At 58.6% G+C, this 11,981-nt stretch carries 13 protein-coding genes and 2 riboswitches; of the genes, 8 read left to right on the top strand and 5 right to left on the bottom strand.

The genetic code is table 11. The annotated features are described in order from the left end of the window. Positions 1-6: 6 nt before the first annotated feature. The 4 genes from C8N31_RS01935 to aroC form a co-directional block, all read right to left on the bottom strand. The gene (locus tag C8N31_RS01935; RefSeq protein WP_025047261.1) at positions 7-774 is read right to left on the bottom strand and encodes an SDR family NAD(P)-dependent oxidoreductase; all 768 of its coding nucleotides are present in this window, start codon (positions 772-774) and stop codon (positions 7-9) included. Further along, the gene (cobO, locus tag C8N31_RS01930; RefSeq protein WP_025047260.1) at positions 774-1,373 is read right to left on the bottom strand and encodes a cob(I)yrinic acid a,c-diamide adenosyltransferase; all 600 of its coding nucleotides are present in this window, start codon (positions 1,371-1,373) and stop codon (positions 774-776) included. The genes C8N31_RS01935 and cobO overlap by 1 nt, the downstream gene beginning before the upstream one ends. Before the next feature lie 15 nt (positions 1,374-1,388). After that, positions 1,389-2,363, bottom strand: a complete 975-nt coding sequence (locus C8N31_RS01925) for a DMT family transporter (protein WP_025047259.1) — start codon at positions 2,361-2,363, stop codon at positions 1,389-1,391. Between the two features lie 102 nt (positions 2,364-2,465). Then, positions 2,466-3,569, bottom strand: a complete 1,104-nt coding sequence (aroC, locus tag C8N31_RS01920) for a chorismate synthase (protein ID WP_025047258.1) — start codon at positions 3,567-3,569, stop codon at positions 2,466-2,468. Positions 3,570-3,660: 91 nt separating this feature from the next. Then, a riboswitch (TPP riboswitch) is annotated at positions 3,661-3,763 on the top strand. Between the two features lie 36 nt (positions 3,764-3,799). Here aroC and thiB point away from each other — a divergent pair. Genes thiB through C8N31_RS01905 form a run of 3 tightly spaced genes read left to right on the top strand, consistent with a single transcriptional unit; the run spans position 3,800 to position 6,988 of the window. Next, entirely contained in the window at positions 3,800-4,777 is a 978-nt protein-coding gene (gene thiB, locus C8N31_RS01915) for a thiamine ABC transporter substrate binding subunit (RefSeq protein WP_025047257.1), read from the top strand. After that, positions 4,753-6,309 (top strand): thiamine/thiamine pyrophosphate ABC transporter permease ThiP, encoded by a 1,557-nt coding sequence (locus C8N31_RS01910; RefSeq protein WP_025047256.1) that lies wholly within the window; start codon positions 4,753-4,755, stop codon positions 6,307-6,309. Before thiB ends, C8N31_RS01910 begins: the two co-directional genes overlap by 25 nt. Continuing rightward, entirely contained in the window at positions 6,296-6,988 is a 693-nt protein-coding gene (locus C8N31_RS01905; RefSeq protein WP_025047255.1) for a thiamine ABC transporter ATP-binding protein, read from the top strand. Before C8N31_RS01910 ends, C8N31_RS01905 begins: the two co-directional genes overlap by 14 nt. Before the next feature lie 52 nt (positions 6,989-7,040). On the opposite strand, the gene C8N31_RS01900 is transcribed toward C8N31_RS01905, so the two are convergent. After that, positions 7,041-7,490 carry a 6,7-dimethyl-8-ribityllumazine synthase gene (locus tag C8N31_RS01900; RefSeq protein WP_025047254.1) on the bottom strand — a complete coding sequence of 150 codons (450 nt, stop codon included), beginning with the start codon at positions 7,488-7,490 and terminating at the stop codon, positions 7,041-7,043. Between the two features lie 75 nt (positions 7,491-7,565). Continuing rightward, positions 7,566-7,716: riboswitch (FMN riboswitch) on the bottom strand. A 65-nt stretch (positions 7,717-7,781) separates the two neighbouring features. Here C8N31_RS01900 and C8N31_RS01895 point away from each other — a divergent pair. From C8N31_RS01895 to C8N31_RS01875, 5 genes are all read left to right on the top strand, one after another. Further along, positions 7,782-8,405 (top strand): FMN-binding negative transcriptional regulator, encoded by a 624-nt coding sequence (locus C8N31_RS01895; RefSeq protein ID WP_025047253.1) that lies wholly within the window; start codon positions 7,782-7,784, stop codon positions 8,403-8,405. Positions 8,406-8,477: 72 nt separating this feature from the next. Beyond that, positions 8,478-9,089, top strand: a complete 612-nt coding sequence (locus C8N31_RS01890; RefSeq protein ID WP_025047252.1) for a glutathione S-transferase — start codon at positions 8,478-8,480, stop codon at positions 9,087-9,089. Between the two features lie 174 nt (positions 9,090-9,263). After that, positions 9,264-9,821, top strand: coding sequence for a ubiquinol-cytochrome c reductase iron-sulfur subunit (petA, locus tag C8N31_RS01885; protein ID WP_025047251.1), 558 nt, complete (start codon positions 9,264-9,266; stop codon positions 9,819-9,821). 12 nt (positions 9,822-9,833) lie between these two features. Next, positions 9,834-11,174, top strand: a complete 1,341-nt coding sequence (gene petB / locus C8N31_RS01880) for a cytochrome b (protein ID WP_025047250.1) — start codon at positions 9,834-9,836, stop codon at positions 11,172-11,174. 11 nt (positions 11,175-11,185) lie between these two features. Then, positions 11,186-11,977, top strand: a complete 792-nt coding sequence (locus C8N31_RS01875) for a cytochrome c1 (RefSeq protein ID WP_025047249.1) — start codon at positions 11,186-11,188, stop codon at positions 11,975-11,977. Positions 11,978-11,981: the final 4 nt, after the last annotated feature.

Genomic DNA, 11,981 nt, shown 5'->3' with positions numbered 1-11,981 from the left:
ACCGCGCTATTTGCGAAGCGCAGGCAGGCCCACGCCTGTGCTTTCAAACCCGCCATCTGATGCGATGATCTGGCCAGTGACATAGCTGGCCTTCTCGCTGCACAGGAACGCGATGACCTCACCGATTTCCTGCTCCGACCCATAGCGGTTGAGCGGGATCGCATCATGGTAGGCGTCGATGATGTCTTGGGTGTGTACGGCCATGGCCAATTTAGTCCGCACGGGGCCGGGGCAAACTGCGTTTGCCCGAATCCCATACTCCCCAAGTTCCGCCGCCTGTTGTTTGGTCAGGTGGATCACGGCGGCTTTGGATGTGCCGTAGGCCACGCGCAGGGTTGAGGCCCGCAAGCCAGAGATCGACGCGATGTTAACGATTGCGCCAGCGCTATCCTTGAGCGCCTCGGTCGCGGCTTGGGTCATCAGGAACACACCGTCCAGATTGGTTTCCATCACCCGCCGCCAACGGGCAAAATCCGTTTCTTCGATGGGCCCAAAATCAGCCACGCCCGCATTGTTGACCAAGGCATCCAGCCGTCCGAAATGATCAAGGCAGGCGCGGATCGCTTGAGGTGCGGCTTGCGGGTCGGAAACGTCAAACAGCAGATCCAATGCCTTGCCGTCAAACTCTGCCGCCGCAGATTTCAGGGCGTCAGCGTCACGATCCAGCAACGCAACCCGCCAGCCATCTGCGGCCATCAGGTGCGCCGTGGCCAGCCCGATCCCCCGCGCCGCGCCGGTGATCAGCGCGACCTTGGCTTGTGTGCCGTTCGCCATCAGAAATCCACACCGCGCTGGGCTTTGATGCCTGCCTTGAACGGGTGTTTGACCTCTGTCATTTCTGTCACCAGATCGGCATAGGCGCAAAGCTCTGGCTTGGCATCGCGGCCTGTGAGAATCACGCCGGTGTCTTTGGCGCGCGCATCGAGCCCAGCAATAACGTCTTCGACGCTGATGTATTCATAGCGCATCGCGATGTTGATCTCGTCCAGAACCACCAGATCATAATCGCCGCTTTCCATCATCTCGCGGGCCTTGGCAAAGGCAGCCTGCGCGGCGGCGATGTCACGGTCTTTGTCTTGGGTATCCCACGTGAAACCTTCGCCCATGGTGTGCCATGTGACTTCTTCGAGGCGATCAAAGAACAACCGCTCGCCGGTTTTCCATTTGCCCTTGATGAATTGCACCACGCCAACCCGCTGTTTCCAGCCAAGTGCCCGCACCACCACGCCAAAAGCGCTTGAGGTTTTGCCCTTACCTGCCCCGGTATGGACCAGAACCAGCCCCTTTTCCGGATCCTGAAGCTCTGCGACTTTTTTGCGTTGCTCGGCCTGACGCTTTTGCATCTTTTCTTTGTGGTCTGTTGTCTCGGACATGGGGTTCTCTCTCCTTTAGCCGGGGGTGCCTGGTGGGGGGACATTGGGCTTTGATTTGCTCCTGTCCACCCCCAATTGCCGTTCGCGCCAGATAATCAGCACACCACCCGCAATGACAAGCCCAGCACCCAGCAGAATCGTTGCGGTTGGCACTTCGCTGAAGACCACCCAACCAATAAGGCTGGCAAAGATCATCGAAGAGTAATCAAAAGGCGCGAGCATCGAGGCGCTGCCAAAGCGGAAAGACGACGTCACAAGGATTTGTGCAACACCGCCGATCAGGCCCGCACAGATGATCAGGCCCAGCACCTCAATGCCCGGCGCGGTCCATGTGAGGGCCGGTGTTTGAATGAGCCAACCCAACGGTAGGGTCAGCAGCGACAGGCAGGTGGCGGTCAATGAGAAGTAAAAGACGATAGCAGAGGTGCTGTCAGTTTGCACAAGTCGCCGGACGTGGATCTGTACCAAGGATCGCAGGATGGACGCGGCCAACACCATCAACGCGCCGTAGGTGGCGGCGGCACTGAAGTTTGCGCCCATAGACAAACGCGGGGCAATTACGATCATCACACCAATCAACCCAAGCGCCACGGCAGACAAGCGGAACAGGCGCACCCGCTCGCCCAGAAACAGGGCGGCGAATATCACGGTGAACATCGGCGTGGCATAGCCGATCGCGGTCACTTCGGGCAGGGGCAGAAGGGCGAGCCCGGCAAAGGTCAGGCCCATCGCGGTGGTGCCAAAGAGCCCGCGCCAGATGTGGCCAAAGAGATTGTTAACCTTAAGCCCGTCATGCAAATGCCCGCTTTGCCACAGCCAGAGGCCAATGATCGGTATAGCAAAGAGTGAGCGGAAAAAGACGGCCTGCCCGGGCGGTACGTGACCAGAGGCGGCCTTGATCAGTGCGGCCATAACCATGAACAGAAAGATCGCACAGAGTTTGAGCGCAATGGCGCGTCCGGGGCGGTTCTGGGTCAGACTGGCGGGCATGGCGGAGTCATGCGCCTCTGATCGGGAAAGTGCAAGCGCGTGGGCTGGGTGGCGGACGTTTTCAAAAAGTCCGGTCAGGAAAATTTGAGATTTTCCGCGCCCTCAGCCGATGATGCCGCGATTTTCTCCAACCTGCCCGCGGTGCAGCAGCAGGTGATCGAGGATCACACAGGCCATCATCGCCTCGCCCACCGGCACGGCGCGAATGCCCACGCAGGGGTCATGGCGGCCTTTGGTGATGATCTCGGTCTCTTCGCCGTTTTTGGTGATCGTCTTGCGGGTCGTGAGGATGCTTGAGGTTGGTTTAACCGCAAAGCGCACGACAATATCCTGCCCGGTGCTGATCCCGCCCAGAATACCACCTGCATGGTTGGACGAGTATCGCGGCTGGCCATCGTTGCCCATGTAAATCTCGTCCGCGTTGGCCTCACCTGTCAGCATCGCCGCTGACATGCCCTCGCCGATTTCCACACCTTTGACGGCATTGATGCTCATCATTGCGGCGGACAGGTCGGTATCAAGTTTGCCGTACACCGGTGCGCCGATCCCGGCGGGGACACCGCGCGCGACCACCTCGATGATCGCCCCGACGGAGGAGCCGGATTTGCGCAACCCATCAAGGTAGGTCGCCCAATCTGATGCGGCCTGTGCATCTGGCACCCAAAACGGGTTTTGCTCAATCTGGTCCCAATCAAATGCAGTGCGGTCGATCTGATGGGGCCCCATCTGGACCATGTAACCGGTGATCTGAACACCGGGCGCCATGGCTTTCATCGCCTCGCGGGCCAATCCGCCAGCTGCCACGCGGGAGGCCGTTTCACGGGCAGAGGACCGCCCGCCGCCGCGATAATCGCGAATGCCGTATTTCTGGAAATAGGTGATGTCGGCATGACCGGGGCGGAACTTGTCCTTGATATCCCCGTAATCCTTAGAGCGCTGGTCGGTGTTTTCGATCATCAGCTGAATCGGGGTGCCGGTGGTTACACCTTCAAACACACCTGACAGGATCTTCACCTCATCGGCCTCGCGCCGCTGGGTGGTGTATTTGTTCTGCCCCGGTTTTCGTTTGTCGAGCCAGTGCTGGATCATCTCGGGCGTGACCGGCACACCGGGAGGGCAACCGTCAACCGTTGCGCCCAAGGCCGGGCCGTGGCTTTCGCCCCAAGTGGTCACGCGGAAGAGATGGCCAAAGCTGTTCATCGACATAAATGCACTCCTGTTGGGTCTGCATTAACGGGCGCAGTGCTGTGCCTCAAGGGGTTTTGGCTTGCATCCCTTTGGACATGCTCCTAACGATGGCGATACCTCGGGGGGCTCAATTGAGCTGAGATGTGCATTTGCATGGACCCGTAGAACCTGAACCGGTTAACACCGGCGGAGGGAAGGTCTGGACAAACATCCATCCTTTTTCCCTTTCGCCGCAAAAGGAGGATGCGATGAAGTATCTTACACTTGCAGCGGGCTTGCTTGGGGCCTCGGCAGCGATTGCCGAAACACCAGTGCTGACTGTTTACACCTACGACAGCTTTGTTTCTGACTGGGGGCCAGGCCCGCAGATCGAGAAAGCGTTTGAGGAAAACTGTGCTTGCGATCTGAAATTTGTCGGAATGGGCGATGGCGCGGCGCTTTTGGCGCGGCTCAAGCTCGAAGGCGCACGATCTGACGCTGATGTGGTCCTGGGGCTTGATACCGGCCTGATCGCGGCGGCCAAGGACACTGGGCTGTTCACTGAAACGGCTGTGAGCGCTGATTATGCCTTGCCGATCACTTGGGACGATGCCGTTTTTGCGCCCTACGATTGGGGTTACTTTGCCTTTGTTCACAACACGGACATGACCCCGCCCAAAAATTTCAAAGCGCTGGGCGACAGTGACGTGAAAATCGTCATTCAAGATCCGCGTTCCTCAACCCCCGGTTTGGGGCTGATGATGTGGGTCAAGGATGCCTATGGCGATGAGGCCGAGGCGATTTGGCAGGGCTTGGCAGACAATGTCGTGACCGTGACCAAAGGCTGGTCCGAGGCTTATGGTCTGTTCCTTGAGGGCGAAGCCGACATGGTGTTGAGCTATACAACCTCGCCTGCCTATCACATCATCGCCGAGGAAGACGAAAGCAAAGCCGCAGCTGTGTTTGACGAAGGCCACTATATGCAGGTCGAAGTCGCTGGGCGTCTGGCGAACAGGGATCAGCCAGAGCTGGCTGAAGCGTTTTTGAACTTTATGGTGTCTGACGCGGCACAATCCATTTTGCCGACAACCAACTGGATGTATCCGGCGGTGATGCCAAGCGGCGGCCTGCCCAAGGGGTTCGAGGCGCTTGTGAAGCCAGAAAACGCGCGATTGATCCCCGCCGAAGAGGTGCCAGCCATTCGTGATGCGGCATTGCAAGAATGGCTCGGCGCGTTGTCGCAGTAAAAAACGGTGCAGGCATCGGCGCTGCGATCTTGGTCGCGGTTCTGGTGCTTGCCGCTTTGCTCGCGGTGATGTCGCGGGCAGAGACCGGCGCAGGTTTGCTGCGCTCTGATTGGGCTGCTGTGCGGTTTACCGTTTGGCAGGCGGTTTTGTCTTCGGTGATTTCAACACTCTTGGCCATCCCGGTCGCCCGTGCGTTGGCACGGCGGCGGTTTGCAGGCCGGGCCTTGCTGGTGACGCTGCTGGGTGCGCCGTTCATTCTGCCCGTGATTGTGGCTGTGCTTGGGCTTCTGACGGTGTTTGGCAGATCCGGCTGGTTGAACCAATTGCTTGGCCTTGCCGGGGTGCCAGAGGTGTCGATCTACGGATTACACGGGGTGGTTCTGGCGCATGTGTTTTTCAACCTGCCCTTGGCGACACGGTTGATTTTGCAAGGCTGGCAAAGCATCCCGGCAGAGCGGTTTCGCCTTGCCGCGCAATTGCGGCTTGGACCACGTGGGATTTTCCTGACGCTGGAATGGCCGCTGCTGCGCCAAGTGGTGCCGGGGGTGGCGGCGTTGATCTTTGTGATCTGCTTGACCAGTTTTGCCGTTGCACTGACACTGGGGGGCGGGCCGAAGGCCACAACGCTTGAATTGGCTATTTATCAGGCGTTCTTGTTTGATTTTGACCTGTCACGGGCGGCACTTTTGTCATTGGTGCAGCTGGTGTTGGCGGGAGGTGCGGCATTGGCCGCATTGTGGATCATTCCGGCGATCTCGCTGGGCGGTGGTCAGGACCGAACGCTGCAACGTTGGGACGCGCGTGGAGGGTTGCAACGTGCAGGGGATGGGGCGGTCATCACTTTGGCGGCGCTGTTTTTGCTGCTACCGCTTGCGGCGGTTCTGCTGCGCGGCGTTGCGGGTTTGCCGCAAGTGCCTGCCGCAGTTTGGCAAGCGGCAGGGTTGTCGGTGTTTGTGGCGGTGATCTCTGTGTTGACGCTTTGCCTTTTGGCACTGCCGATGGCGGGCTGGATCGCAACCCGCCAGAGGGGCGGTGTGGAGGCAATAGGGTTGCTGGGCCTGTCTGCATCACCTTTGATGATCGGCACTGGCTGGTTCATTTTGATCAATCCGGTGATGAACCCGTCTGATCTGGCCTTGCCCGTGACGGCATTGGTCAATGCGATGATGGCCTTGCCCTTTGCGCTGCGGATCTTGGTGCCGCGGCTGCGCGATACATTGGCGGATTTTGGACGGCTTTCTGTGTCGCTTGGCCTGCAAGGCTGGCCGCTTTGGCGTTGGGTGATCCTGCCGCGGTTGCGGGGGCAATTGGGATTTGCAGCAGGCTTGACGGGTGCATTGTCGGTCGGGGATCTGGGCGTGATTGCGCTTTTTGCTGATCAGGACCGGACAACATTGCCACTGCAAATGTACCGGTTGATGGGCGCTTACAGAATGGAGGCAGCGGCGGGGGCTGCGTTGATCCTGCTGGCGTTGGCATTGGGGATATTCTGGATCTGCGACAGGGGAGGACGCTGGCATGCTGAGAGTTGAACAGGCGAAAATTGCGCTGGGCGATTTTTCATTGGCTGCGGATATGGCGCTGGAGCAAGGGCAGCGGTACGCCGTGATCGGCCCGTCCGGGGCAGGCAAGTCCACCTTGCTCGGTGCGCTTTGTGGCTTTGTGCCGTTGCAATCGGGCCGCATTCTTTGGCAGGGGCGGGATATTTCGCAGGACAATCCGGGCCAACGCCCCATGACGATGCTGTTTCAGGACAACAACCTGTTTCCGCATCTGACTGTGCAGCAGAACGTCGGCTTGGGACTGCGCCCTGATCTGCGGCTGTCCGGGGCAGAACAGGCCAAGGTGCTGGACGCGCTGCGCCGTGTGGGGCTGGCCGATCACAGTGCCAAACGCCCCGCTGCTTTGTCGGGAGGACAGCAAAGCCGCGCGGCGCTGGCGCGGGTGTTGGTGCAAGCGCGGCCGCTTGTTTTGCTGGATGAACCCTTTGCGGCGCTCGGTCCGGCGCTGCGCAATGAGATGCTGGATCTGGTGGCCGAATTGGTGGCCGAAACCGGCGCGGCGCTGATCATGGTGACACATGCCCCCGAAGACGTGCGGCGCATTGCCGATCAGGTGGTGTTTGTCGCCGAAGGCCGCGCCGAAGCACCGCAACCGGCGGCGGCGTTGATGGACAACCCGCCGCCGGCGCTGCGTGCCTATTTAGGCTGAGAGGCAGCGAAGTCTTTAGAGACTTCGGACCGTTTTCTTTGAAGGAAATGGATCATGCGGCCAATGCCGCTTTTGCCCCAGTGATGCCGAGGGCGGCGCGGGCGGCTTCTCGGCCCTTCTCCACAAAGTGATCGCGGTAGATCGCGTTGTGATGGTCAGTTTCCTGATAGTGATGCGGGGTCAGAGACACCGACAGCACAGGTACGCCAGTGTCCAAGCCAACCCGCATCAACCCTTCAACCACAGCAGCGGCCACAAAATCATGGCGATAGATGCCGCCATCTACAACAAAGGCGGCGCATGCGACGGCGCTGTATTTGCCGGTGCGGGCAAGGGTTTGTGCCATCAGCGGCATTTCAAACGCGCCGGGCACATCGACAACGCCGACTTGTGCGGCGGGGATAATTTCGCAAAATCCGTCCAATGCGCGATCAACGATATCGGCGTGCCATTGAGCTTTGATAAAGGCGAAGCGGGCGGGGGCTGTATTGCCATGTGTCATAATGATCTCCTTTGGTTCAGACACGTCCACCCAAGGCGATCACGACCACAGACAGGGGCATGGCCCCCGAATATGACGCATTCTCTTTCATCCGGACTATGACCGTCGGCTCTGGCATCTCACCAGATCTGCTGACCAACCCCTAGCGGGAGTTGCGCTCGCGGGCTCGCGGGGTCGTGCCCTGCATACCGCCGGTGGGGAATTTCGCCCCGCCCTGAGAATGGCGCCACGTTGCAATGTCGTGCAAAACTCTGCAAGAGCGAAAATGAGAGATTTGAAAAGGTACGCGCCATGCACCCCAATCCGATATTTCATGATGCCGACGATGCACGAAACGTTGCATTTGCCCGCGAGCGGGGCTTTGGCGTTTTGGCGGCACAGGGTGCGGATGCGCCCATGCTGAGCCATATTCCTTTCTTGCTGTCCCATGATGGGGCGGTTGCGGATCTACATTTGGTGCGGTCCAACCCGATTGCCCGCGCCTTGAAGGAACCGGTGCCTGTGACTTTGGCGGTGTCTGGCGCAGATACCTATGTGTCGCCCGATTGGTACGAGGTGGCAGATCAGGTGCCGACCTGGAATTATGTTGCTGTGCATCTGACGGGGGTTCTTGAGCGGCGACCGCAAGAGGAATTGCTGGCGCTCCTCGATCGGCAATCGGCCTTTTATGAGGATCGCCTTCTGCCCAAACCGCCATGGAAAACCACCAAGATGACACCGGATGCGCTTGAAAAGATGATGCGTATGATCGTGCCTTGCCGGATCAAGGTGACGGCTGTTGATGGCACATGGAAGCTGGGCCAGAACAAGCCCGATGCGGTGCGTGATGCCGCCGCAGGCCAGATCGAGGCTTATGGGTTTGGATCGGAGGCCCATGTCATTGGTGCCCTGATGCGCGGCGTCTCGAAGGACTGATTTGGTACAATGCAGTGATTGCGCCCAAGGAAATGCGGGGCAATACTTGAGCGATCAGTTCAGGAGACCTGCATGAAACTCGCCTATTCGCCGACCTCTCCCTATGTGCGCAAAATCATGGTTTTGCTACACGAAACCGGGCAGCTTGATGATGTCACGCTGGAAGAACAACATGGCACACCCTTGGCCCCGGCACCGGGGCTGTTGCCGCAAAACCCGCTGGGCAAAGTGCCCGCGCTGGAACGGGCAGATGGCCCAGCTATTTATGACAGCCGGGTGATTTGCGCCTATCTGGACGATCGCGCAAAGGCGGGCCTTTACGGCAGCGGCGCGGCGCATTGGGATCTTCTGACACTTGAAGCGACGGCGGACGGGATTCTCGATGCCGCGTTGTTGATGGTCTATGAAACGCGCTTGCGTCCCGAAGAGATCCGCATGGATGCTTGGGTTGAGGGGCAATGGGGCAAAATTGAACGCGCCTGTGCTGCATTGAACACACGTTGGATGAGCCAGCTGTCCGCGCCGATGAATATCGGGCAGATCGCGGTTGGCTGTGCGCTTGGCTATGTGGATTTCCGTTTGGACGCGCGTGGTTGGCGCAAAGGCAATGATGCATTGGCCGCATGGTACGAAAGCTTTGATTCGCGCCCTTCGATGCAGGCAACTGTTCCGCCAGCGGGTTAATTTTTGCTCAAACGGCTATTTTTCCGGTTTCTTCGGCAAACTGCGACCCTTTGCGCGGCATTGCCATCTGGACGGACTCGCTTTGGCCCGTTAGATACCGCTTGAAGTCAGGTGGCGCATTCGCGCCGCCTCTATGTCTGATGGCCCGTTTTGGCCGAGAAGTGGAGTAAACCCGTGTCCCAAGCAGATGATCACGCAGGCACCCGGAGGGATTTCCTGTATTACGCAACCGCCGGAACCGGTGCCGTAGCCGCCGGGGCTGTTGCCTGGCCGCTTGTCAATCAGATGAATCCATCTGCTGACGTTCTGGCGCTGTCCTCTATTCGTGTGGATGTTGCTGATGTTGAACCCGGCACCCAGCTGACTGTGAAGTGGCTCGGTAAACCGGTTTTCATCCGTCGCCGTACCCAAGAAGAGATCGACGAAGCCCGCGCCGTTGCGTTGGCTGACTTGCCCGATCCTGTGGCGCAGAACGACAACCTCGGTTCCGTGGATGCGTCCGACGAGAACCGCACGCTGGATGAAGCGGGCGAATGGTTGGTGATGATGGGTGTGTGTACGCACCTTGGCTGTGTGCCTTTGGGCGATGCCGGTGACTTTGGCGGCTGGTTCTGCCCCTGCCACGGTTCACACTACGACACCGCGGGCCGTATCCGCAAAGGGCCAGCGCCGACCAACCTGCCGGTGCCTGTCGCTGAATTCGTGGATGAAACCACGATCAAACTGGGTTAAGGGAGCACACCAATGTCTGGAATTCCTCACGACCATTACGAGCCAAAGTCAAACGGCGAAAAGTGGCTGCACAGCCGCCTGCCCATCGTTGGCCTGCTCTATGATACATTGATGATCCCCACACCCAAGAACCTGAACTGGATGTGGATCTGGGGTATTGTGCTGACGTTCTGTCTGGCGCTTCAGATCGTCACCGGTATCGTTCTGGTTATGCACTACACGCCGCATGTCGATCTGGCGTTTTCGTCTGTTGAACACATCATGCGCAACGTGAACGGCGGCTATATGCTGCGGTACCTGCACATGAACGGCGCATCGCTGTTCTTTGTTGCGGTCTATGCGCATATCTTCCGCGGTCTCTATTACGGGTCTTACAAAGCCCCGCGCGAGATCACATGGATCATCGGTATGCTGATCTATCTGCTTATGATGGCAACCGGTTTCATGGGTTACGTTCTGCCATGGGGTCAGATGTCCTTTTGGGGCGCGACTGTGATCACCGGCCTGTTTGGCGCGATCCCGTTCGTGGGTGAAAGCCTGCAAACATTCCTGCTGGGCGGACCTGCGGTAGACAACGCCACGCTGAACCGTTTCTTCAGCTTGCACTATCTGCTGCCTTTCGTGATTGCCGCGCTTGTTGCGGTTCACATCTGGGCCTTCCACAGCACCGGCAACAACAACCCAACAGGTGTTGAAGTCCGCCGCGGCTCAAAGGAAGAAGCAGAGAAAGACACGCTGCCGTTCTGGCCTTACTTCGTGATCAAGGATCTGTTCGCACTTGCAGTGATCCTCGCGGTGTTCTTTGCCATCGTCGGCTTTATGCCAAACTATCTGGGCCACCCCGATAACTACATCGAGGCAAACGCCCTGGCGACACCTGCGCACATCGTGCCGGAATGGTATTTCTTGCCCTTCTACGCGATCCTGCGGGCGTTCACCTCTGAGGTTTGGGTTGTTCAGATCGCGTCATTCGTGACCGGCGGTATTATCGACGCGAAATTCTTTGGTGTTCTGGCGATGTTTGGTGCGATTGCCGTGATGGCGCTGGTGCCATGGCTGGACACATCCAGCGTACGTTCGGGCCGCTATCGCCCAATGTTCAAATGGTGGTTTGCCCTGCTGGTGATCGACTTCTTCGCCCTGATGTGGCTGGGTGCGATGCCGGCCGAAGAACCCTACGCGAGCTTCTCGCTCATTGCGTCGGCCTATTGGTTCGCCTACTTCCTGGTGATCCTGCCGCTGCTTGGGGTTATCGAGAAACCTCTGCCGCAACCGGCAACCATCGAAGAAGATTTCGATGCACATTACGCCCACAAAGCCGATGCTGACGCAGCGGCCAACCCGGCGGAGTGAAGGACATGACAATGATCAAGAAACTGACCCTGTCCGCGCTTGTTGCGCTTGGCCTTGGCACTTCCGGCGCAATGGCCGCCGGTGGTGGTGAGCAGCACATCGAGAACATCGATTTCTCGTTTGACGGCCCTTTTGGTGCCTATGATGTGAACCAGCTTCAACGCGGTTTGCAGATCTACACTGAGGTCTGTGCGGCCTGCCACGGCCTGAAATACGTGGCGATCCGGACCCTTGGTGACGACGGCGGCCCACAGCTGCCCGAAGATCAGGTCATCGAATATGCCAAACAGTTCGAAGTGTTTGACGCCGATCTCGATGATTTCCGTGAAGCAACACCCGTGGACCACTTCCCGGAATCCAATCTGGAAACGGCACCTGACCTGTCGCTGATGGCGAAAAAGCGGGCCGGTTTTCATGGCCCCTACGGCCTTGGCATCAACCAGTTCTTCAAAGGTATGGGCGGCGCCGAATACATCGCGGCCCTGCTGAACGGCTATACCGGTGAGACCAAGGAACAGGCCGGTGTGACCTTCTACGAGAACACCGCATTCCCTGGTGGCTGGATCGCAATGGCGCCACCGCTGGATGATGAATCGGTCGAATTTGTCGATGGCCATGCCAACGATCTGCATCACCTGTCGGAAGATGTATCCGCTTTCTTGATGTGGACAGCTGAACCCAAGATGATGGCGCGCAAGCAAGCCGGTTTTGCCGGTGTGCTGTTCCTGACCCTGCTTTCGGTTCTGTTGTATCTGACCAACAAACGCCTTTGGGCACCGGTGAAATACAAAAACCGCGACTAAGCTG

It is taken from the genome of Sulfitobacter mediterraneus (assembly GCF_003054325.1).
In the GTDB taxonomy this organism is placed as follows: Bacteria; Pseudomonadota; Alphaproteobacteria; order Rhodobacterales; family Rhodobacteraceae; genus Sulfitobacter; species Sulfitobacter mediterraneus.
Note: the sequence above shows the minus strand (reverse complement) of the source record. Positions and strands in the feature narration are given on the sequence as shown.